This is a genomic window from Variovorax sp. RKNM96 (assembly GCF_017161115.1).
GTDB lineage: Bacteria > Pseudomonadota > Gammaproteobacteria > Burkholderiales > Burkholderiaceae_C > Variovorax.
In genome coordinates, this window is sequence record NZ_CP046508.1 from 4,580,610 (window position 1) to 4,602,659 (window position 22,050).

The following is a 22,050-nucleotide window of genomic DNA, read 5'->3' on the forward strand; positions in this document are numbered from 1 at the left end:
ACCAGCTCCGACCCGGATGCCCATATGCAAAATCCTGCTCTTTCAGCCCCGCAAGTTGCAGGCACCCTGGTCGGCCTGCTCGGCGCGGCCACGGCCACGCGCTGGATCTTTCAGGTCGATGCCATCGCGCGTCTCATCCCTGGCTCCGAGCAAGTGGGTATCGTCAATCCACTGCTCTTCATCGCGGTCGGCATCTGCTTTTTCAACGCCACTCTGCCGCAAAAGTCCGGCGGCTGGCTCACTCGACTCTCGGCGATCTGCATCGCCGCCCTGATCGCGCTACCACTGGCATACCTGTTCGAAAGCGCGTCCGGTATCGGGCTCGGGGTCGACTTTGTCCGCGCCGGCACCATTCCCACGGCCACCAATCCACATCCCGGGCGACTGTCCCCGAACGCCAGCTTGGCGTTCCTGTTCACCGGCGTCGCCTTCTGGCTGCACGGACGACGATCCACCCGGATCGGCGAGCTCATCTTCCTCACGTCGGTCCTGGCAGTTTCCGTCATCGGCCTGGGTGGCCTGCTCGGCTACTTCGTGGGCCTGGAGGCGCTGTACCAGGTGGCGAGCTTCAACCGGATGCTGCCGGTAACCGCGCTCGGAATTTCGGTCGTCGGTGGCGGCTTGTGGATGCTTCACGAAGCGTCTCAGGCGTTCGACCGCAAGGCACTGGAAAAGAGTGAGCGGCGCATCAAGCGGCGCTCGCTCGCAGTCATCATCTGCGTCGCACTGGCGAGCGGCGTGGCAGGTTTCGCGGTGATGCGCGACACGTTCGAGCAGTCGATTTCGCAAAACATGTTGCTCACCGCCACGACGAACGCGACATCGCTCGGTCACGCTGTCGATGTGAGCCTGTGGTTCCCTCGGACGGTTGCCACTCGGCCGACCGTGCGCCAGACCCTGGAGAAACTCGGCAAGGCGCCCGGCGACGCTGCCGCCAAGGACTTCCTGCAGAAAATCGCGGACAGCTTCCTGACCGCCGACCTGACGGGCCTGGAGATCGTCGACGCGAACGGCAAGCGCCTGGTCCAGGCTGGAGTGATGGTGCGTGCACAGGCGCAGATCCTTCAGCGTCTGGCGAATACGGGGCAGACCGCCTTCCTGGCCTGGAAAGACGGTTATGTGCTCCTCACCGAAAACGACGTGCTCGTCGATGGCCAGATGATGGGGCGGGTGTTCACCGAGCAGCGAATGCTGCTGTTCGACGGCCTCCTGGCCAACGTTCAAGCCTCCAGTGATACGTCCGACGTGGCGATCTGCGGGCGTGACAACGACAAGCTGATCTGTGCCCCGAATCGGTTCCGGCCGTCCGGGTTCGATCTGCCGATGTTCAACGCGGCTGGTGGTGCCACCCTTCCCGTGGCGAGAGCACTGCTCGGTGAACGTGGCGTGCAATTCCTCAAGGATAGGCGTGGCGTCAACATCCTGTCGGCCTTCACGCCGGTCAAGGATTTCGGGCTCGGTTTGGCGATCAGGACCGATGTCGATACGCTCTACGCGCCGCTGCGAGTGCGCTTGAAGCTCCTGACCCTGGCTCTCGTCGGCATCGTCGCGCTGGCCATCTATGCCCAACACAGCCAGGTCAGGCCGGTGCTCAAGCAATTGGTCGCAAGCGAGCAGCGAGTCAAAGCCATCGTCGAGGACCAATCCGAACTCGTGTCGCTCGCGATGCCCGACGGCGAACTGACCTACGTCAACCCGGCCTACGCGAGGCATTTCGGGCTGACGCCCGCGGTGATGACGGGCGCGAATCTGTTCGACTACATCGAGCCTGCGGATCGTGCGGTGGTTCGGCAGGTCGTTGCGGAAGTCCTGTCGACGGGCACGACAGTGACCAGCGAGAACCGCATGACGGCCGCCAACGGCGCCCAGCGCTGGGTCGCCTGGACCAACAGCCTGCAGCGCGATCCCTCGGGCGAGCCGATGCTTCATTCGGTCGGCCGCGACGTGACCGAGCGCAAGCAGACGGAACTGGCCTTGCGTGCCAGCCAGGAACTCCTGACGGAGAAATCGGCGCTCTTGGAAGCCACCCTGGAGCGAATGGAACAAGGCGTGATGATGGTCAACGCCGCGCGGGTGGTGGAGGTTTGCAACCGGCGTGCGGTCGAGCTGCTGGACCTGCCGAAAGATCTGATGGCGTCCAAACCGACGTTTGAAGCGGTGCTCGCCTACCAGTGGTCCACCGACGAGTTCGTCCACACGCCGCAGGACGTGCAGGAGTTCGTTCGCCAAGGGGGAATCCTGGATCGGCCGCATAGCTACGATCGCAAACGCCCGGATGGCCGCGCGATCGAAATTCACAGCGTGCCGATCGAAGGCGGGGGCGTACTGCGAACGTACACGGACGTGACCGAGCGCAAGCTGGCTGAAGGCGCCATGCGCGCGCTCACCGCGATATTCGACGCGACGACCGACTATGTGGTGCAGCTCGACATGAAGGGCCGAATCACCTACATGAACCCCGCCGCACGCCATCGCACCGGCGTGGCGCTGGACGCATCGCTCGAGCACCTGACGCTGGAAGACTTCAATCCGCCGCAAACGCTCGACAGGTTCATCTCGGAGGTCTGGCCGGCTGCGGTGGCCACCGGCGTCTGGGTGGGCGAGTCGCTGGTCTGGGATGCCGCGCGGCGCGAGTTTCCGGTGAGCCACATCGTCATCGCCCACCGCGACAAAGAAGGCAGGGTCGAATATTTCTCGGCCCTCATGCGCGACATCTCGGCTGCCAAGGCGGCGGAACAGGCGGTGCGCGACAGCGAGCATCGCCTGCGCATGGTGACCGACCATTTGCCGGTGCTGATTTCCTATCTCGACCGGGATTTGCGATTCCGCTTCCTCAACCGGACCTACCAGGAGTGGTTCGGCGAGGCGGCGGCACCACGGATCGGGACCAGCGTGCAGGAGTTCTATGGCGAGCAGGCCTGGGTGCAAATCGAGCCCCAGTTGCGAGCCGCCCTGGCCGGGCAGGACGTTGCCTATGACCGAGAAATGGTGCGCCCCGACGGTGGTCGGCGCCATGTGCAAGTCACGGTCGTCCCCGACCGGGACGAGCAAGGCGAGGTCGTGGGGCTGTACACCCTCATCCACGACGTGACCTCGTACCGCGAAGCGCAACGAGCGCTTCAGGAGAGCGAGGCGCGCGTGCGCACGGTGGCCGATGTGCTGCCGATGCGTGTGGCCTACATCGACTCCGACGAGCGCTACCGCTTCAACAATCTGGCTTACGAGCGCGGCTTCGGCAGATCGCGCCAGGAAATCTACGGGCAGACCGTTCGTGCGCTGTTGGGCGACGCAGCCTACAAGTCGGTCGAGCCCCATATTCGCAGCGCGCTGCGCGGAGAGGCGGTCACGTTCCTGAGCGAGATCGCCAGCGGCGACAGCCATGTCTACTACGAGGCCCAATACATACCGCAGCTGGCGGCCGACGGCAGCACCGTGCTGGGCTTCCACGCGGTCGTCAGCGACATCACGCGCCAGAAGGTCGAAGAGAGACGGCTGACCGAACTGGCACGCGTGGACCCTCTCACGGGCGTCATCAACCGCGCCGGCTTCGAGTTGCGCGTGGCCGAGGCAATGGAGCGCTGCCGCGCTACGGGCGCACTGATGGCGCTCATGTACCTCGACATCGACCGATTCAAGCAGATCAACGACCGGTTCGGGCACAACGCGGGCGACGCACTGCTGCGGGCATTCTCCAGCCGGTTGTCGCAGACGCTGCGCTCCAGCGATACCGTCGCCCGCCTCGGGGGCGACGAGTTCACAGTGATCATGGAAGGCTTGCCGCGGCCAGAAATAGCGTCGACCGTCGCCGCCAAGATCGTCGAGGCCATGAGCACGCCATTCGTCATCGACCAGCAGACGGTCAATGTCACCGCGAGCATCGGTCTCGCGTTCTATCAGGGAGGCGCCACGACCCTCGAGGGGCTGGTTCGGCAGGCGGATGCAATGCTCTACCAGGCCAAGGGAGCGGGCCGCAACAACGTCCAGGTGGCTCTTCGGCTTGTCGAGGGCGGTACCGTCTAGGCATGGGAGGGCCCTCAGCGCTGGAACGACACCCTACGTGGCGTGTTTCGAGCCGCCTTGATGCGGAGAGCGGCAGATGTCAACGGCATCGTCTGCGCCGCCGCGGTGAAGGCCGCCGAGCATGCGTTAGATGCGCTCGGGGCGCGCGACGAATCGGTGGCGCTCGAAATGGCGCAACCCATCGTGATGACCAACGGTGAGGTCTCGTCATCGCGTTATCAGACGCCGGGATACAGGACAGTTCAGCTTTGTCCGACGCAGGCTCACACGCCACGAGCCAAACTCCGGCTTTCACCACCGGAGGACAAAGAGATGGGCAGCCGTGATCCACGAGGGCATCAGCATCCACAACCGCCGCGCGGGGAGTTCTGGCTCCTGGTCGCCGTGGCGGTCCTGATCGCCACCATTGCGCTGTTGCGCCTTGCCGTGCAACGCGAGCACGCCGCCGGCTCCGGCGCGCTTGATTTTCAGCTTCTCTCCGGATCGCCGGCGGGGAGCGCCATCGAGACGATCCGCGAGCCGCGCGAATTGCGATGACGCGTGCGATTCGGCCGGGCGCGAAGAGCATCTCGACACCCACGCCCGCCGCGGCGAAGGCGTGGGCCGATCACCTGGGGTGCTCGATCGCCGAACTCAGGATCGCGATGCGCGCCGTCGGCGCTTCGGTGGAGCGCGTGCAGGCTTACCTCGATGCGCTCAAGCGAAGAGAAGACCCGACGCGGGACAACGGCGGCAGCATCGCGGCATCGGGTGGCGCCCTCGACCAGTCATCGGACGGACAGGTCGCTGCGCCATGAGCACAGGCAAGTCCTCGAGTCGTCCAAGGCTGTCTGGAAACGCGGATGAAAGCGCTCGGCACATCAACTGGCGTGAATAGATTCATGCCCAACCGGATTGTCTAACTGAGGGCCTGCCGCACCTTTCGAGGCAAGGCTGGAGAAGGTCGACGAGCCTTAGTGTTGTCGAACTGCACACGGCGAGCACGGGCTTGGCGGCGACGAGCCTGCCGAGCGCTCGTCAGAAAGCGCTCTTGACGACGCCGCCGTCGACGCGCAGGGCCGCACCCGTGGTTGCCGAGGCGAGCGGACTTGCCACGTAGGCCACGAGCGAGGCCACCTCCTGCGGCGAGGCGAAGCGCTTGATCAGCGAGGTCGGGCGCACGTGGTCGAAGAACTCCGCCTCGACCTGCTCGAAGCTCTTGTCGCTCGAGCGCGCCATGCCTTCCACGAAGTCGCCGACGCCGCGCGATTTCGTCGGTCCTGGAAGGACGCTGTTCACGGTGATGTTCGTACCGGCGACCGATTCCGCAAGGCCGCGCGACACCGCCAGTTGCGCGGTCTTCGTCATGCCGTAGTGGATCATCTCGGTGGGTATCTGAACGGCGCTCTCGCTCGAGATGAAGATGATCCGGCCCCAGTTCGCCCGCTTCATCTCCGCCAGCACGAGGCGTGCAAGGCGAACGCCGCTCAGCACGTTGACATCGAAGAAGCGCCGCCAGTCTTCATCGGGAATGTCTTCGAAAGCCTTGGCCTCGAAAATGCCCAGGTTGTTCACGAGGATGCCGATGCCGGGATGACGGCGCACGGCGTCCTCCGCGGCGTCCGCCCGGCTGAGGTCCCCGGCGTAGCCGAGCACCGTGCCTTGCGTTTCCGAGCGGATGCGGTCCACCGCCTCGTCGACCGCCGCCTGCGTTCTGCCGTTCACGATCACGCTTGCGCCCTCCTCGGCCAGCGTGCGCGCAATCGCATAGCCGATGCCGGCTGTGCTTCCGCTCACCAGGGCGAGCTTTCCATCGAGTTGCAGGTCCATCTTGGTTCTCCTGGGTTGGTTTGACGTTCATGTTCGCCGAGTTCTGCCGTGCGTGTCACCCGCGGGGGTGGCGAGCCCCTGCTCGCGCCCGTGTCGCATCAATGTCGCGCCAGCTTCCCGCTAGCCCAGGAAGTTGACCAATGCCGGAATCACCTGCTCTGGCGCCTCTTCCATCAACCAGTGTCCGGAGCCTTTGACGATCACGCCCTGCACGTGGGTCGCGACCATCTTTCCCTGCTCGATCAGGAAGGTTCCGCCGGCCTTTTCACCAGAGAGCACCAGCATCGGCATGGGCAGTGGCGTCTTGCCCAGTTCGGCGAACTCGGCTGCATCCTGCTCGAAGGCCTTGAAATATTCAAATCCTGCGCGCATGCCGCCGGGTTGCGCGTAGGCCCTGGCATAGAACTGGCGGTCGGCTTCTGGCACCGAGTGCTTCGGGTCGGCCGCGAAGTCGTTCCAGAAGTGTTCGAAATAAATGCGCTCGCGGCCTTTCACGAGCGCCAGCGGCGTCGCACCGTGGAAATGGAAATGCCACAGGTCACGCAGGAGCCAGACGTTTTGCCATGCGCCGATGCCGGGCAGGAAAGCGTCCATGAGCACCACCTTGTCGGTCTCCGAAGGAAACTGCGCGGCATAGGCGTAGGCCACCATCAGGCCGATGTCGTGGCCGACGATGCTGACGCTGCGAATGCCCAGCGAGCGCACAAGCTCATGAATGTCGACGGCCATGTTCTTCTTGCCATAGCCCGTCTCGGGCTTCGACGAATTGCCGGCGCCCCGCAGGTCGGGCACGACCACGGTGTGTGTCTTGGCCAGAAGCGGCATCAGCGGGTTCCACATGTGCCCGGTCTCGGCATAGCCGTGCAGCAGCACGACGGTCGGCCCGCTGCCGCCGATGCGGTAGTGGATGCGGGTGCCGTTGACGTCCGCGCTGCCCGAGCGGAAGCCCGGCACCGTGTCGGCGGCGGGAGCCGCGTGCGCGACGCGGCCCATGGTCAGGGCGGCGCTCACGGCGACGGCACCGCCAAGCAGGGCACGGCGGGTGCGCGCGGAGAGAGCGGCGGGGGTGAAATCGGTGTCGGTCATGTGGCACTTCCTTTCTGTCGGTTGCTGGGGTGAGGTGAATTTATGATTCAGCTTCACTTCCAGAAAGAGCCCAAAAGTGGTTTACTCATTCAGCTTTCATGAATGATTGGACGTGGCGCCATGGACCGATTGCGTGCCTACGAGGTATTCGTCACCGTGGTGGCGCGGGGCAGTTTCACCAAGGCGGCTGACGCGCTGGACACCTCGCCGGCCAACGTGACGCGCTATGTCAACGAGTTGGAGGCCCACCTGCGTACGCGGCTCATCAACCGCACCTCGCGCCGCTTGTCGCTCACCGAAGGCGGCGAAGCCTTGTTCGACCGCGCGAAATCGATCCTTGAAGAAGTCGCGGAGACAGAGGCACTGGCGACCACCGCCTCTCTTCAGCCGCGCGGACGCCTGCGCATCAACGCGCCGCTGAGTTTCGGCAGCCTCGTGCTGGCGCCGCTGTGGCCGAAGTTCATGGCGAAGTACCCCGATGTCGAGCTCGACGTCGCGCTCATCGACCGCGTGGTCGACATCGTCGAAGAGGGATACGACCTGGCCATCCGTATTTCTCGCACCACGTCGGGCAACCATATCGCGCGCCGGCTGGGCCGCTCGCAGAACCTGGTGTGCGCCTCGCCAGACTACCTTGCAACCCATGGCATGCCCCAACTGCCGGCAGACCTGTCACGCCACTCGTGCCTCGGCTACACGTACGGCGCGACCTCCGACGAGTGGCAGTTCGCCGGCCCCGGCGGTTCGCTGGAATCTGTCCGCGTGCGCTGGGCCCTGCGCGCCAACAATGGCGAAACCGCCCGCGCCGCAGCGCTGGCCGGTGCCGGCGTCATCTGGCAGCCGAGCTTCGTGATTGGCGAGGATGTGCGGGCCGGTCGATTGGTCGAGGTCATGCCCGGTTATCACATGCCGCCCGTCGACATCTTGGCAATCTATGCAAGCCGTCGACATCTCAGCGCGAAGGTGCGGGTGATGGTCGACTTTCTGGTCGATGCGTTTCAAGACTCGCCGCTGGTGAAAGGCAAGGTGGCAGCGGTGGGCACGTGAGTCTTCGCCGATCTTGTGCTTGGAGTCGGCGCACTTGCGTTCGCTCCATGGGCCGCAACCTTCGTTCCACTCTCCGCTCGAATACCAGAACAAGCCGGCCCAGCAGCCTCGCGGACGTCTGCTTCAGAGAAGCGCTGCTTCCGCTCCGGTCCTCTTCGTGACGGTGTCACGACCCACTGCGATCGGCCACATGTCCGGCTGGGCAGCCGAGATACTCGTTCGGTCCATCGAACGGCTGTCGTCGGCCAGAATGGACCTACCTACGCCGCTCCCGCTCAATTTGACCCAACGCGCGATGTCCAGCCTCGAGATTCCCGCCCACTTGGTCGGACAAGGCAGTTGCCGTTCGGCACGCACAACATCGCGCGGCACGCCCGACTGCTCTCCTGTTCGGTAGGCTTTGGCCCGCCGCCCAACAAGTCGGACCTCGCTCGACAACCATCTTCCATGCAAACTCCTGAATTCAAGTTTTTCGAGGCGGGCTGCGGTAGGTGTCGCCTGCCTCTCCTCTGTGCAGCCCTCGTACTTTCGGGCTGCGCATGGCAGACGACCGTCATCCACGACGGCGTTGACGCTGTGATCGTCGACGCGGACACGAAACGACCCGTTCCAGATGCATTCGTCTTTGATCGAATCGAAGGTGGTGTTCCAAGGGCCCTGGCTCAAAGCGATGAGGCTGGACACCTCGCGTTGAATCCGAAAAGCCGAAGCGAATTGATTTTTGCCACGTCCATGATGGGCGAAGCTCTGGTGACGCAAGAACTCTGGATTTGCAAGGCAGGCTATCGCGCGAAGTTGGTCAGTCGGCGGGCCGGCTGGAATGCCGACTACAGGACCGCTGAGTCCAAGCGCTTGGGCAACGTCGAGTTGACCCTGGCGGACACACCGGGTTTGGCGCGGTGTGTATCGGATGTCCGCGACAGGACGGCAGGCCCGTCGCGATGACCGCTTTGGAGAGCGCTGAGATGCCGTCCCGAATCGACAGAAATGCCTTGGGGTAGCGCTTCGAGAATTCCGGCAGAACCTGAGGAAGCTTCGAGTAAGCAACCGTCGCCACCGTGGCATCGGCCTTGAGGTTGTGCATCGAGATACGAAGCTGTCGAAGTCAAGCCTTCCTGGACCAGGCACTGCACCACCCCTTCGCACTCACCTGCTTTCCAGCAAACAGGGCGCAATTACCCAGCGCATCCGCGGGCTTGGACTGCCACAGCGCACAGCCATTGCACAGCTGCGCGTTGTCGTGCTTCGGAAACTTCTTCGCGTCGACCTTCGCCGAATCGGCGACATAGCTCAAGGCCACGGCCTGCGGATCTTTTTCGTCGAGCCTGGCCTGGGCCAGCGAGCGCGTGGCGGACAGGGCCGAGCCTGTCGCGACGAGCGTGATCATGAAAGCGCGGCGGCGGGTGTTCATCGTGAGTCTTTCGTTGTGTGTGAGAGCAAGGCCAGGCTGTCCGGTGCGTTGCTGCGCTCGTTCAGCCCCCCGAGCACAAGAACGCCCGTGGCCAGCAAGGTGGCGATGCTGAAAACCAGGAACTGGAGCGTTCCGTTCAACGTGATGTTCATGGCGCGGCCTCGGTGTGGGGTTGTGAATCCATCGTTCTGGAATGTCGGGATGGCTTGGGGCCTGTGCAGAATTCAGCGCACCAGCAGCACCGGCACCGTGCACGAGGCCAGCACCTTGGTGGCAACCGACCCGAGCACGAGGCTCGCGAGGGAGCCATGACCTCGCGATCCCATCACCAGCAGGTCGAAGTTGCCCTTTTGCGCGAACGCCGCAATCTCGGCTGCGGGATGGCCGATGCGGTGTTCGAAGCGCGCGTCGATGTCGCGCTCGGCCAGCAAGGCGCGAACCGGTTCGAGCACCACGCGCGCATCGTCCTCGTAATAGCCGTGCACGAGGTCGGGTCCCGCGAAGGCTGCGGCACGGTGGGGCACCGGCAGTACCGCGTAGAAGACCGTGAATGCATGGCCCGCGTTCGCCCACTCCTTGTGGGCAAGCAGGTAGGACAACATGCGATTGGTGTAGTCGCTGCCATCGACGGCGAGCAGGATTTTCATGGTGGTTCCTTTGGCGGGGACCCTCCCCCGGTGCATGAATGGTCGTTCTCCGGCCCTTGGCTCACCTTGCGCCACATCAAGAAAACCAGGGGTGCACGGCCTGGTTCGAGTTGCCCGCTCAGAGCTCCGGCCCCAAACCGATGGGCGCAGGCACGAGATTCACGATGCGGGTGAAGAGCGCGTTGTATTCGAGGTCGGGTACGTGCCCGGTCATCGGGTCGCGGTTCTGAGCGAAGGCTTCGTCCAGGTCGAGCCAGTCGTCCTCGGTCAGCACGCGCTCGGCCAGCGGCAGGATCTCGCGCTCTTCCAGCGCCATGTGGTTCAGGTAGAAATCGACGTACTCGCCGACCGTTCTCTCGAAGGTTTCGCGCCGCGATTCGCCAAGCATCTCGAACGCAAGCAGCGCGTGCTCGACGTCGCGGATCCTGCGCTCGCCGCGGGCGTGGTCGCTGTCGAGCTTGTCCAGCAGGTCCCGCGAGATCGGCGTCCTGGCGCGCAGCTTGGGAAACAGCAGTTCGGTCTCCTTGCGGTGGTGGCGCTTCTCGGGAAACTCGTCCACGTAGAAGAGCATGGCGCGCAGCGTCGCAAAGTCGGGCAAGGCGCCCTTCTTGCGGTGCTGCTCGAGCAGAAGGAGGATGGAGCGGAGCATCGCGGCGAGCGCGGCATGCTCCTGGCGAATGATGCGAACGGTGGCGTGTGTCATGGAGTCTTCCTGTGCATGCCTGAAGGGTCGCGCTTTCGCCGGGCGCGGGTTTGCGCCAGATCAAGCCGCGCGACGCCCTCCTTCGGATACTGGAGCGACCCTTTCAACACACTGGAGTCGTGCCATGTACCAGCGAATTCTTGTCCCCATCGACGGCAGTTCCACGTCCAGCCGCGGGCTGGAGGAAGCCATCCAGTTGGCGAAGCTGACGGGTGGGCGCCTGCGCCTCGTGCACGTCATCGACGAGCTGTCGTTCGCCCTCTCCATGGACGCCTACGCAGGCCTTGCCGGCAACTGGCTCGAAGAGCTGCGCGGCAACGCCGCGAAGCTGCTGGAGGCCGCGCGGGCCAAGGCGGCCGATGCCGACGTCGAGGCCGACACCGTGCTGCTCGATCGCTTCAAGGGCACCGTGCATGACCAGATCGCCGCGGAAGCCGAGGCCTCCAAGGCCGACCTGATCGTGATCGGCACCCACGGCCGCCGCGGTATCGGCCGCTGGGTGATGGGCAGCAGTGCGGAACACATCCTGCGCACTGCACCCGTGCCGGTGTTGCTGGTGCGCGCCCCCGAAAGCGCCAGGACCGAGCACGAGCGCTTCGCGCTGCCCAGCGGGGAACTCGCCAGCCAGTGAGGCTTTGGAAGCCCCGGGGGCCGCGAAGCGCGGGCGATCCGGGCGATGTCCACGGGACTTAACCTCCAGACCGCTGTGCCGCGGCCCCTGGCTTGCGGGCTCAGTCGTCCAGCGGCACGCCACCGCCGAAACGGCAGATCCACTGGTCCGTGAACTGGCGCTGCACGGCGCCGGTTGCGCGCTGCCAGGCGGTCAGCATTTCCCATTGCCGGCGCTGCGCCAGGAACATGCTCCTGGCGGCAGCCATCTGCCAATCCATGGCGAATTGAAGGCAACCGGTGCCCAAGGGTGTCGGGTGCATCGGGGTGGCAGAAAAAGAGTCGTTGGGCATGGGGTATCTCCGGGAAAGTAAAGGTCGAGTTCAGGAACACGCCGCCGGGGCGGCTTGATGCTCTGGCGCGCTACGTTTCGATGATTACCTTGAGCGCATGCGTCTCGGCCGCGCGCGCGAAGGTGTCGTAGGCGTCCATCACCTGGTCGAGCGGGAACCGGTGGGTGATCAGCCGGGCCGGGTCCACCTTGTGGGACTGCACCGTCTTGAGCAGCATCGGCGTGGACACCGTATCGACCAGCCGCGTGGTGATCGCGATGTTCTGCGACCACAGCCGCTCCAGGTGGAGCTCGGCCGGATGCCCGTGAACGCCGATGTTCGCGATGGTGCCGCCGGGCGCCACGATGTCCTGGCACAGCACGAAGGTCGCCGGTATGCCCACCGCCTCGATCGACACGTCCACGCCCCGGCCACCGGTCAGCGCGAGCACGGCCTCGGCGGCCTTGCCGTCGGTGCTGTTGATCGTGTGCGTGGCGCCGAAGCGGCGTGCGACTTCGAGCCGGCCATCGTCCAGGTCGATGAGAATGATCTGCGAGGGCGAATAGAACTGCGCCGTGAGCAACGTGGCCAGGCCGATCGGCCCCGCGCCCACGATGGCCACCGTGCTGCCGGGCGCGACCTTGCCGTTGAGCACACCGCATTCGAAGCCCGTGGGCAGGATGTCGCTGAGCATCACCAGCGCCTCTTCGTCCGCGCCCGCGGGAATGGGATAGAGGCTGGTGTCGGCATGCGGAATGCGCACGTACTCGGCCTGCGTGTCGTCGATGGTGTTGCCCAGGATCCAGCCGCCGGTGGTGCAGTGCGAATACATGCCGCGACGGCAGTACTCGCACTTGCCGCACGACGTGATGCACGAGATCAGCACATGGTCGCCCGGATGGAATGCGGTCACGCCGGCACCCACGGTCTCGATCACGCCCACGCCTTCATGGCCGAGGATGCGGCCCGGCGTGCAGGTCGGTACATCGCCCTTGAGGATGTGCAGGTCGGTGCCGCAGATGGTGGTCTTGAGGATTCGCACGATGGCGTCGCCCGGTGCCTGCAGCTCAGGCTTGGGATGATCTTCGAGCGATTTGAGGCCGGGGCCCCGGTAGACGAGTGCTTTCATGCCGCCACGTTAGGCGCCCGTGCGCGTTCGCCCTTTGAGGTAGCGCAAGGGAATCATCAGTGCCCGCTCGCGCCATGCGCGCCGATGCCGGTCTCCGAGCGCACCTGCTGGGCGATGAAGCCGCCGCGATCCACCTGGGCGCGGGCGCTGCGGTCCAGCACCGAGAACAGCCAGATGCCCGCGAACGCGATGCTCATCGAGAACAGGCACGGCGAGGTGTACGGGAACGGCGCCGATCCCGCCGGGTAGCCGAAGGTGGCCTCCCAGACAGAAGGCGAAAGCACCGTCAGCCCCACCGAGGACACCAGCCCGAGAAATCCGCCGATCACCGCGCCACGCGTGGTGCAGCCTTTCCAGAGCACCGACATGAAGAGCACCGGGAAGTTGGCCGAGGCCGCGATGGCAAAGGCCAGCGAGACCATGAAGGCAATGTTCTGCTTCTCGAACACGATGCCCAGCACCACCGCGAGCGCGCCCAGCGCCAGCGTGGTGATCTTGGACACGCGCAGCTCGGCCGCACTCCCCGCATCGCCCTTCTTGATGACGGTGGCGTAGAGATCGTGCGACACCGCCGAGGCCCCCGACAGCGTGAGGCCCGCCACCACCGCGAGGATGGTCGCGAAGGCCACCGCCGAGATGAAGCCGAGGAACACGTTGCCGCCCACCGCATTGGCCAGGTGGATCGCGGCCATGTTGCCGCCGCCCTTGAGCACGCCCTTGGCATCCAGGAAATCGGGGTTCGTCAGCACGAAGGTGATGGCGCCGAAGCCGATGATGAAGGTCAGCAGGTAGAAGTAGCCGATCCAGCCCGTGGCCCACATGACCGACTTGCGCGCCTCCTTGGCGCTGGGCACGGTGAAGAAGCGCATCAGGATGTGCGGCAGGCCGGCCGTGCCGAACATCAGCGCCATGCCGAAGGAGATGGCCGAGATCGGGTCTTTCACGAAGTTGCCCGGGCCCATGATCGACTGCCCGATGCTCGCGGCCACCTGGGCGGTCTTGCCGTCCTTGAGCGCCAGGTCGGTCTTGACCTTCACCGCGCCCGCGAACATGGCCTCGGGGCTGAAGCCGAAATGCCACAGCACCGAGAGGGCCATGAAGCTCGCGCCGCCCAGCAGCAGGCAAGCCTTGATGATCTGCACCCAGGTGGTGGCGGTCATGCCGCCGAAGAGGACGTAGACCATCATGAGCGAGCCCACGATGACCACGGCGATCCAGTACTCCAGCCCGAACAGCAGCTTGATGAGCTGCCCTGCCCCCACCATCTGCGCGATCAGGTAGAACGCCACCACGACCAGCGTGCCCGAGGCCGCGAAGATGCGCACCGGCGTCTGCTTGAAGCGAAAGGCCGCCACGTCAGCAAAGGTGAACTTGCCCAGGTTGCGCAGGCGCTCGGCCATGAGGAAGGTGATGACCGGCCAGCCCACGAGAAAACCGATGGAATAGATCAGCCCGTCGTAGCCCGTGGCCATCACCGCGGCCGAGATGCCGAGGAACGACGCTGCCGACATGTAGTCACCGGCGATTGCCAGACCGTTCTGGAAGCCGGTGATGCCGCCACCGGCTGTGTAGAAATCGGACGCCGAGCGGGTGCGCGCCGCAGCCCACTTGGTGATGAAGAGCGTTCCCACCACGAACAGCGAGAACATGCCGATCGCTGTCCAGTTGGTGGGCTGCCGCTGGAGCTGCCCCAGGTCGGCGCCCGCAGCGAGTGCACCTGCCGAGACGGCGCCCAGCGCGAGAAAGAGGGCAACGGATCGCATGCGCAAGAGACCGGCGTTCATGGCTTGCCCGCCTTCTGTACGGCTTTCACCACCGCGTCCGACAGGGTGTCGAACTCCGCGTTGGCGCGGCGTACGTAGTAGGCGGTGATCGCGACGGTGAAGAGGATCACCCCGAAACCCACCGGCATGCCCAGCGTCATGACGCCGTCGCCGATGCGCCGCGCCAGGAACTCCTTGTCGAAGGCCACCAGCAGCACGAAGCCGTAGTACACGACGAGCATGCACACGGCCAGCGTCCAGCCGAAGCGGTCGCGTCGGCGCCGCAGTTGCTTGTATTGCGGATGCGCGGCAATGCGCTCGACCAGATCGTCCTGCATGGTGTCTCCTTGTGTGGGTCGGTCGATTAGGAGCCCGCCTACCGCGTCGAAGCTTGCGCTGGCGCAAGGTTTGGGTCTTGCGTTGTCGGCAAGATCGAATCGACCACCACGAAAGACACGAGACATGAACGCTCCCGATCTCCTGCCCCGCCTTCCGACCTACGCACCGCCGGAAGCACTCGCCCGCACCGCCCACATCGCCGGTCGTGCCGCCTACAACGCGCTGGTGGCCGAAGCCGATGCCGACCACGAGGGCTACTGGGCCCGCCTGGCGCGCGAATTCATCGGCTGGAAAACGCCCTTCACCAAGACACTCGACAGCACCGATGCGCCGCACTACCGCTGGTTCGAGGACGGCACCCTCAACGTGTCCTGGAACTGCCTGGACCGCCAGGTGGCGGCCGGCAAGGGCGACAAGGTGGCGATCGTCTTCGAGTCGGACGACGGCAAGGTCACCCGCACCACCTACGCGCAGCTGCTCGCGCAGACCTGCCGCATGGCCAACGCGCTGAAGGCGCGCGGGGTGAAGAAAGGCGACCGCGTCGTCATTTACATGCCGATGTCGGTCGAAGGCGTGGTGGCCATGCAGGCCTGCGCGCGACTGGGCGCGATTCACTCGGTGGTGTTCGGGGGCTTCTCCGCGCATGCGCTGCGCGACCGCATCGCAGACACCGGTGCCGAAGTGGTCATCACGGCCGATCAGCAGGTACGCGCGGGCAAGCAACTGCCGCTCAAGGCAATGGTCGACGAGGCGATCGCGCTGGGCGGCTGCGAGGCGGTGAAGTCGGTCATCGTCTATCGCCGCACCGGCGCAGCCATTGCCTGGACGCCGCGCGACCTGTGGATGCACGAGATCACCGAGGCACAAGGCGACAGCTGCGAACCCGAGTGGGTGGGCGCCGAACATCCGCTCTTCCTGCTCTACACCTCGGGCTCCACCGGCAAGCCCAAGGGCGTGCAGCACAGCAGCGGCGGCTATCTGCTGCATGCGGCGCTCACGACGAAGTGGACCTTCGACATGCACGACGACGACGTGTTCTGGTGCACCGCCGACATCGGCTGGGTCACCGGCCACACGTACATCGCCTACGGGCCGCTGGCCATCGGCGCGACCGAAGTGGTGTTCGAGGGCGTGCCCACTTTTCCCGACGCGGGCCGCTTCTGGCAGATGATCGAGCGGCACGGGGTGACGGTCTTCTATACCGCGCCCACCGCCATCCGCTCGCTCATCAAGGCGGCGGAAGGCAACCCGGCCGTCCACCCCGACCGCAGCGACCTGCGCAGCCTGCGCGTGCTGGGCTCCGTCGGCGAACCGATCAATCCGGCCGCGTGGGAGTGGTATCGCAAGCATGTGGGCGGTGGCCGCTGCCCGGTGCTGGACACCTGGTGGCAGACAGAGACCGGCGGCCACATGATCACGCCGCTGCCGGGCGCCACCGACCTCGTGCCAGGCTCGTGCACCCTGCCCTTTCCCGGCATCGCCGCGGCCATCGTCGACGAGACCGGCAACGACGTGCCCAACGGCGAGAGCGGCCTGCTGGTGATCAAGAAGCCCTGGCCGAGCATGATCCGCGCGGTCTGGGGCGACGACGCGCGCTACCGTTCGAGCTACTACCCGCCGGAGCTGCGCGGCTATTACCTGGCCGGCGACGGCGCCGCGCGCGATGCGGCCACGGGCTACTTCACCATCGGCGGTCGTATCGACGACGTGCTGAACGTGAGCGGCCACCGCATGGGCACGATGGAAATCGAATCGGCGCTCGTGGCCTGCACCGCGCTGGTGGCCGAGGCCGCGGTGGTGGGCCGGCCCGACGAGACCACGGGCGAGGCGATCTGCGCGTTCGTGGTGCTCAAGCAGCAGCGCCCCGTGGGCGCAGAAGCCGACCGCCTGGCGGCCGAGCTGCGCGCCTGGATCGGCAAGGAGATCGGCCCCATCGCCAAGCCGAAGGAAATCCGCTTCGCCGACAACCTGCCCAAGACGCGCAGCGGAAAGATCATGCGGCGCCTGCTGCGCTCGGTGGCCAAGGACGAGGCGATCACGCAGGACGTGTCGACGCTGGAGAACCCGGCGATCCTCGATCAGCTGACCGAGGCGCACTGAAACGCGCTGCGCGGCCGGCAGGCGCCAAAAAAGAAGTCATCCCGACCTTCGGAAAGGAAGTCATGGATCCGGACATTCAACTCAGACACGATGTCTTCGCACAGCTCGACTGGGGGTTGCCAACAACGACCGGAGACCGACCTTGAACATGGCCCCGCCCGATCCGCCGCTGTTGATGCGCGACGCTCCGCAATGGCTCGCAAGGGTCGAACGTGCCCCTTCGACGTTGGCCCACCTGGCATCGACGAACCACTGGCCAGGCTTCCTGATCGGCCAGGTGGAAAAACCGGTCCGGGTGCTGCTGATCGACGAGGACGGCAGTGCACGGCGTGCCATCTCCCATGAACTGCTCATGGACTCGCGCATTTGCGTGGTCGGCGAAGCCGGCAGCCTGCTGGAAGCCAAGCGCTTGTTGGTGCAGCAGACATTCGACGTACTCATCCTCGACGTCCGGCTCGGTGGTGGCAGGGGGTTCGACCTCATCGAGAGCGTCAGGCGTCATCGCAGCTCGGCCGAGGTCATCGTGCACTCGACGCTGGACGACGAGGTTCATGTGCGCCGCGCGTTTGCCGCTGGCGCTTCGGGGTACCTCGTCAAGAACTCGTGGTTCCAGAACTTCACGCAGGCGGTCCTGCAGGTTGTCAATGGCGGCGCGGCGGTGTCGCCCAACGTGATCCGCCACCTGCTCATCCGGCTGGGGCCAGGCGCACCAGCGGAGCCGATCAGCGAGGGCGCGCGCAACAGAACGCTTTCGACGCGAGAACGCGATGTCCTCCGGCTTGTTGCGGCCGGCCATGTCACCCGGGACATCGCCAAGCTGCTGTCGATCAGCGGCCAGACGGTGGATGCACACATGAAGAGCATCCATCGCAAACTGAAGGTGCACACGCGTGCGCACGCGGTGACCACAGCGTCCAGCCAAGGGATGCTCTAGCGGCCACTGCAGACCTCGCACCGCTCGGTGCTGCCCAGCTGCAGGGAGATGGTCGAGAGCATCACGCCTTGCTTTTCACCACGACGGCCTTGCGCCCGGGGTGCAGCCGAGGAGCGGGTGCCAGGGCCAGCGCCGTGTGCAGGGTGTGCAAGGCCTCGTCCACCGCCGCGCGCGACGGCATCGGCTTCGGCACGGATCAACACAATGCCGTCCTGCAAGGCGCGCGATGCGATCGTCTCGAACAGTTCGAGCGCATGCAACTGGCGCTGGACGCGATAGCCGCTGACAAGGCCGCAAGAAGCACCGCAGCCGAAGCTTGCGTGCTACCCTCCCCTGGATCCAGGATGTTTACAACATTCGTGCTCTATTTCCTTGCCCACGCATGAAACCTGCCTCACACATCGCGGTGCTCGACGACGAGGTTGACATCACGCTGCTGCTGGCCAACTACCTCCAGAGCCACGGCTTTCGCGTCACCCAGGTCCACAACGGCCGCGCGCTCATGACGCTGATGGAGTCCGATCCCGCAGACCTCGTGCTGCTCGATTTGGGCCTGCCCGGGGAAGACGGCTTCTCCATTGCGCGGCGCATGCGCGAGCGCTGGCGCTGCGGCCTCGTCATCGTCACCGGCCGAGGCGATGCCGTCGACAAGGTGGTGGGCCTGGAAGTCGGTGCCGACGACTACGTGACCAAACCCTTCGACCTGCGCGAGCTGGTCGCGCGCGTGAAGGCCGTGCTGCGCCGGCTGACGCCCGAGACATCCCCCGCCCCGGTGCCCACTGCGACCGCCACGGACAAACTGCGCTTTGCCGGCTGGCAGCTCGACACTGCCGCACGCAGCCTTCGGAATCCGCAAGGCGAAGACGTCACGCTGACCGGCGGCGAGTTCGACCTGCTGCAGGCCTTTGCCCGCCATCCCGGCCGCGTGCTGTCGCGCGATTTCCTGCTGGAGCAGACACGCGGACGCGAGGCCGCCCCCTTCGACCGCACGATCGACGTGCAGGTCGGGCGCCTGCGCAAGAAGATCGAGGTGGATGCCGACGACCCGCAGCTCATCAAGTCGGTGCGCGGCGCAGGCTACATCCTCATCCCGCCGGTCTCCCATGGCTGACCCTGCGGACAACCCGCCTTTCCCGCCCGACGTGCCCATCCTCGGGCTGCCGTCGGGCATCGAGGAAGGCAGCGTCTTCCGCTTGCTCTTCATCGCCTATCCGGATTCGCTGCTGCTGGTCGACCAGTCGGGCAGCATCATGTTGGCCAACCCCTCGGCGGCCGCGCTGCTGGGCTACACCGTGGAAGAACTGGTGGGCCTGAACGTCGACGTGCTGGTGCCCGACAGCATCCGCCCGCGCCATGCCTCGTACCGCGAAGCCTATGGCCGCGCGCCGCGCCCTCGCCCCATGGGTACGCAGATGGAGCTGGTGGCCAAACGCAAGGACGGCAGCGAGGTCATGGTCGAGATCGCGCTCAGTCCGCTGCAAAGCCACGGGCTGCCTTTCGTGGTGGCGGCCATCCGCGACATCGGTGCCTACCCGCGCGTCAAGCAGGCGCTGCAGCGTGCCCGCTACAGCGAACACCTGGCGCAACTAGGCCGCCTTGCGGTGGACACGCGCGACCTGCAGGTGGTGCTCCAGCACGTGCCGGAAATCATCACCACGGCCCTGCAGGTCGAGGTCGCCGTGGTGTGGCTGCTCGACGGCAACCGCCTCGAATTCAAGGTGGCCAGCGGCGTGGGCCTGCTTGCCGGCGAGGAAATCGGAGCGCGCGTTGCCAACCGGCCCGACACGCCGCCCGGCTTCGTCCTCGCCCAGGGGCGTCCGGTGGTGGTGCCGGACTACCGGCTGGAACACCGCTTCGACGTGCCCCGTGCGTATCTCGAGAACGGCCTGGTGAGCGCACTGGCCGTGCCGCTGAGCGATCGCGGGCGCGTCATCGGCATGCTGTCGGTGCGTTCCAAGGAATCCAAGCGCTTCGGCGACGAGGAAGTGCGCTTTCTCGAATCACTGTCCAACCTGCTGGCCACCAGCCTGCAGCGCGTGCAGACCGAGGAGGCGCTCAACCACGCGCAGCGCCTGGAAAGCGTCGGCCAGCTCACAGGCGGCATCGCGCACGACTTCAACAACCTGCTGACCGTCATCCAGGGCAACCTCCAGGTGCTCGAAGAGTTGCCCGCACTGGCAGAGGACAGCTATGCGCAACAGCTCGTGAGCGCGGCCACCCGTGCCACGCGGCGCGGCGCCGAACTCACCGGCAAGCTGCTGGCGTTCTCGCGGCGGCAGATGCTGCAGCCCAGCGCCGTCGACACGCGGGCGCTGCTGCATTCGCTGGCCGACATGCTGCGCCGCACGCTGGACCAGCGCATCCGCATCGAGATCGACACCGCGCCGGGCTGTCCGCCCGTGATGGCCGACCCAGGGCAACTGGAGTCGGCGCTGCTCAACATCGCGATCAATGCACGCGATGCCATGCCCGAGGGCGGCACGCTTCGCTTTCGCACCGAGGTGTGCGGTGCGGTGCCGGCCGCCATGCACAACGAGCGCAGCGAGCCCAACGACCCGGGCATCGATGCCGCTGCGCGCTTTGTCGCCATCTCCATCGCCGACAGCGGCACGGGCATGTCCGACGACGTGAAGGAACGCGCCTTCGAGCCGTTCTTCACCACCAAGGAAGCCGGCCGCGGCACCGGCCTGGGACTGAGCACGGTGTACGGATTCGTCAAGCAGTCCCGGGGGGCCGTCGCAATCGAGAGCAATGCGGGCCAGGGCACCACGGTCACGCTCTACCTGCCGCAGCAGGAAGGAGGCGGCCTGTCGCCTCCCGCGGAAGAGCGTGCCGACGAAACGATTCCGCCCGGATTGCGCGTGATGCTGGTAGAGGACGACGCGGAAGTCCGCAAGGTGGTCGAGACCTTCCTTGTCGCGCTGGGCTGCGAGGTGGTCGCGGTCGCCACAGCCGAGCAGGCATTGACGACGCTGGACGCCGGTGTCGGGCCTCTCGACCTGTTGCTGAGCGACATCGCCCTCGGTGCCGGCATGCGCGGTACGCGACTGGCCATCGAGGTTCAGCGGCGCTTTCCGCAGTTGGCGGTGCTGCTGATGTCGGGCTTCTCTTCGGAACTGCTGGATGCGGACCGGGAAGTGCCGCAGAGCTGGGAATTGCTGCGCAAGCCCTACACGCGCTCCGAACTGGCACAGGCCATGGCGAAGGTGCTGGCCGGCCGCGGCTGAACGCGCGGCTGCAGTCCCCTACTGGAGCATGGCCGGAGCGGGCGTCATCGTGGGCGCCAGGCAGCGCTGCACGAAGGCCGACAGGGCCCCCACATCGGGAATCTGCACGTCGCGCCGCCCCTTCGTCGCGAAACCGATGACGTTGTCGCGCGCCAGGCGCGACAACGCGCGACTCACGCTCTCGAGCGTCATGCCCAGGTAGTTGCCGATCTCCGCGCGCGTCATGCGCAGCGTGATCTCATCGGTGCGCATGCCGCGCTCGGCCAGCGACTCGGCCCAATAGCGCAGGAAATCGGCCACACGCGCATCAGCGGGCAGCGTGCAGACGGACATCAGTGAGTCCCGGTCGTGCGAGATTTCGCGGCTCATGGCGGAATGCAGCACCTGCAGCAAGGTCGGGTGCGTGGCGCAGGCAGCCAGCAGGGCCTCGTACGACACCACCCAGATCTCGCCGGTATCCATGGCCACCGCATCGCACGAATAGCGGCTGCCCGAGATGCCGTCGAAGCCGAGCCAGTCGCCGCGGAACTTGAGACCGACTACCTGTTCGCGCCCGTCGGCCGAGAGATTCACGATCTTGAAGAAGCCCGAGTTCAGGATGTAGAGGTTGCCGAAGCGCTCGCCCGCCTGGTAGATCACGTCGCCCGTGTGCACTACACGGCGCTGCGGCCTCAGCTTCTCGCATAAAAGCTTCAGCGTGTCGGCCGTTTGCTGGCCCGCGCACTCGCTGCCAAAGGGGGGCAGGACCGGTACGGTCTTCGAGGGGGTGGCGGTGTTGAGCATCTGGAATCCTTGGGTGGGTCTGTCGCGAGTCGATGGATGGATGCTAGGAAGCCATCGGCAACGCAATGACAACGGTCGGAATCGGTGGGTAACGCTCGGTGAATGCAGTGT

Annotated in this window: 21 protein-coding genes; 10 read left to right on the forward strand and 11 right to left on the reverse strand. The window is 65.7% G+C overall.

The genetic code is table 11. The features are described from left to right. Positions 1–24: 24 nt before the first annotated feature. The 3 genes from GNX71_RS33585 to GNX71_RS21160 are packed head-to-tail and all read left to right on the forward strand — an operon-like array spanning position 25 to position 4,817. Positions 25–4,020 carry a PAS domain-containing protein gene (locus GNX71_RS33585; protein ID WP_241027010.1) on the forward strand — a complete coding sequence of 1,332 codons (3,996 nt, stop codon included), beginning with the start codon at positions 25–27 and terminating at the stop codon, positions 4,018–4,020. A 42-nt stretch (positions 4,021–4,062) separates the two neighbouring features. Continuing rightward, entirely contained in the window at positions 4,063–4,557 is a 495-nt protein-coding gene (locus tag GNX71_RS21155; protein WP_206174196.1) for a hypothetical protein, read from the forward strand. Then, positions 4,554–4,817, forward strand: a complete 264-nt coding sequence (locus GNX71_RS21160) for a DUF3606 domain-containing protein (protein ID WP_206174197.1) — start codon at positions 4,554–4,556, stop codon at positions 4,815–4,817. Before GNX71_RS21155 ends, GNX71_RS21160 begins: the two co-directional genes overlap by 4 nt. Before the next feature lie 220 nt (positions 4,818–5,037). Here the strand turns inward: GNX71_RS21160 and GNX71_RS21165 are convergent, their stop codons facing one another. Both GNX71_RS21165 and GNX71_RS21170 read right to left on the reverse strand, forming a co-directional pair. Further along, positions 5,038–5,829 (reverse strand): SDR family oxidoreductase, encoded by a 792-nt coding sequence (locus GNX71_RS21165; protein WP_206174199.1) that lies wholly within the window; start codon positions 5,827–5,829, stop codon positions 5,038–5,040. A 120-nt stretch (positions 5,830–5,949) separates the two neighbouring features. Then, positions 5,950–6,915, reverse strand: coding sequence for an alpha/beta hydrolase (locus tag GNX71_RS21170; RefSeq protein ID WP_206174201.1), 966 nt, complete (start codon positions 6,913–6,915; stop codon positions 5,950–5,952). Positions 6,916–7,035: 120 nt separating this feature from the next. Between GNX71_RS21170 and GNX71_RS21175 the strand changes: the two genes are divergently transcribed. Next, positions 7,036–7,962: a LysR family transcriptional regulator gene (locus tag GNX71_RS21175; protein ID WP_206174203.1), complete on the forward strand. Its 927-nt coding sequence runs from the start codon at positions 7,036–7,038 to the stop codon at positions 7,960–7,962. Positions 7,963–8,409: 447 nt separating this feature from the next. Beyond that, a complete protein-coding gene (locus tag GNX71_RS21180) occupies positions 8,410–8,907 on the forward strand; it encodes a hypothetical protein (RefSeq protein ID WP_206174205.1) in 498 nt (165 codons plus the stop codon). Between the two features lie 160 nt (positions 8,908–9,067). On the opposite strand, the gene GNX71_RS21185 is transcribed toward GNX71_RS21180, so the two are convergent. The 4 genes from GNX71_RS21185 to GNX71_RS21200 form a co-directional block, all read right to left on the reverse strand. Then, on the reverse strand, positions 9,068–9,373 hold the full coding sequence (locus GNX71_RS21185) for a high-potential iron-sulfur protein (protein WP_206174207.1): 306 nt from the start codon (positions 9,371–9,373) through the stop codon (positions 9,068–9,070). Continuing rightward, entirely contained in the window at positions 9,370–9,525 is a 156-nt protein-coding gene (locus GNX71_RS21190; RefSeq protein ID WP_206174209.1) for a hypothetical protein, read from the reverse strand. The genes GNX71_RS21185 and GNX71_RS21190 overlap by 4 nt, the downstream gene beginning before the upstream one ends. Before the next feature lie 72 nt (positions 9,526–9,597). Then, positions 9,598–10,020: a universal stress protein gene (locus tag GNX71_RS21195; RefSeq protein WP_206174210.1), complete on the reverse strand. Its 423-nt coding sequence runs from the start codon at positions 10,018–10,020 to the stop codon at positions 9,598–9,600. Positions 10,021–10,138: 118 nt separating this feature from the next. Further along, entirely contained in the window at positions 10,139–10,723 is a 585-nt protein-coding gene (locus GNX71_RS21200) for a hemerythrin domain-containing protein (protein ID WP_206174212.1), read from the reverse strand. A gap of 124 nt (positions 10,724–10,847) precedes the next feature. On the opposite strand from GNX71_RS21200, the gene GNX71_RS21205 reads away from it, so the two are divergent. Then, a complete protein-coding gene (locus GNX71_RS21205; protein WP_206174214.1) occupies positions 10,848–11,354 on the forward strand; it encodes a universal stress protein in 507 nt (168 codons plus the stop codon). Between the two features lie 100 nt (positions 11,355–11,454). Here the strand turns inward: GNX71_RS21205 and GNX71_RS33590 are convergent, their stop codons facing one another. The 4 genes from GNX71_RS33590 to GNX71_RS21225 all read right to left on the reverse strand — a co-directional run bounded on the left by GNX71_RS33590 (position 11,455) and on the right by GNX71_RS21225 (position 14,894). Continuing rightward, positions 11,455–11,601: a hypothetical protein gene (locus GNX71_RS33590; RefSeq protein WP_241027011.1), complete on the reverse strand. Its 147-nt coding sequence runs from the start codon at positions 11,599–11,601 to the stop codon at positions 11,455–11,457. A gap of 154 nt (positions 11,602–11,755) precedes the next feature. Beyond that, positions 11,756–12,793: a zinc-dependent alcohol dehydrogenase family protein gene (locus tag GNX71_RS21215; RefSeq protein WP_206174218.1), complete on the reverse strand. Its 1,038-nt coding sequence runs from the start codon at positions 12,791–12,793 to the stop codon at positions 11,756–11,758. 56 nt (positions 12,794–12,849) lie between these two features. Beyond that, positions 12,850–14,556: a cation acetate symporter gene (locus tag GNX71_RS21220; RefSeq protein ID WP_206179601.1), complete on the reverse strand. Its 1,707-nt coding sequence runs from the start codon at positions 14,554–14,556 to the stop codon at positions 12,850–12,852. 17 nt (positions 14,557–14,573) lie between these two features. After that, positions 14,574–14,894 (reverse strand): DUF485 domain-containing protein, encoded by a 321-nt coding sequence (locus tag GNX71_RS21225; protein ID WP_206174219.1) that lies wholly within the window; start codon positions 14,892–14,894, stop codon positions 14,574–14,576. 124 nt (positions 14,895–15,018) lie between these two features. Between GNX71_RS21225 and acs the strand changes: the two genes are divergently transcribed. From acs to GNX71_RS21245, 4 genes are all read left to right on the forward strand, one after another. After that, positions 15,019–16,995, forward strand: coding sequence for an acetate--CoA ligase (gene acs / locus GNX71_RS21230; RefSeq protein ID WP_206174221.1), 1,977 nt, complete (start codon positions 15,019–15,021; stop codon positions 16,993–16,995). Positions 16,996–17,143: 148 nt separating this feature from the next. Next, positions 17,144–17,929 (forward strand): response regulator transcription factor, encoded by a 786-nt coding sequence (locus GNX71_RS21235; RefSeq protein WP_241027338.1) that lies wholly within the window; start codon positions 17,144–17,146, stop codon positions 17,927–17,929. Positions 17,930–18,311: 382 nt separating this feature from the next. After that, entirely contained in the window at positions 18,312–19,040 is a 729-nt protein-coding gene (locus GNX71_RS21240; RefSeq protein WP_206174223.1) for a response regulator transcription factor, read from the forward strand. Further along, the gene (locus GNX71_RS21245) at positions 19,033–21,156 is read left to right on the forward strand and encodes a PAS domain S-box protein (RefSeq protein ID WP_206174225.1); all 2,124 of its coding nucleotides are present in this window, start codon (positions 19,033–19,035) and stop codon (positions 21,154–21,156) included. The genes GNX71_RS21240 and GNX71_RS21245 overlap by 8 nt, the downstream gene beginning before the upstream one ends. An 18-nt stretch (positions 21,157–21,174) precedes the next feature. On the opposite strand, the gene GNX71_RS21250 is transcribed toward GNX71_RS21245, so the two are convergent. After that, positions 21,175–21,939 (reverse strand): Crp/Fnr family transcriptional regulator, encoded by a 765-nt coding sequence (locus GNX71_RS21250; RefSeq protein WP_206174227.1) that lies wholly within the window; start codon positions 21,937–21,939, stop codon positions 21,175–21,177. Between the last annotated feature and the right edge of the window lie 111 nt (positions 21,940–22,050).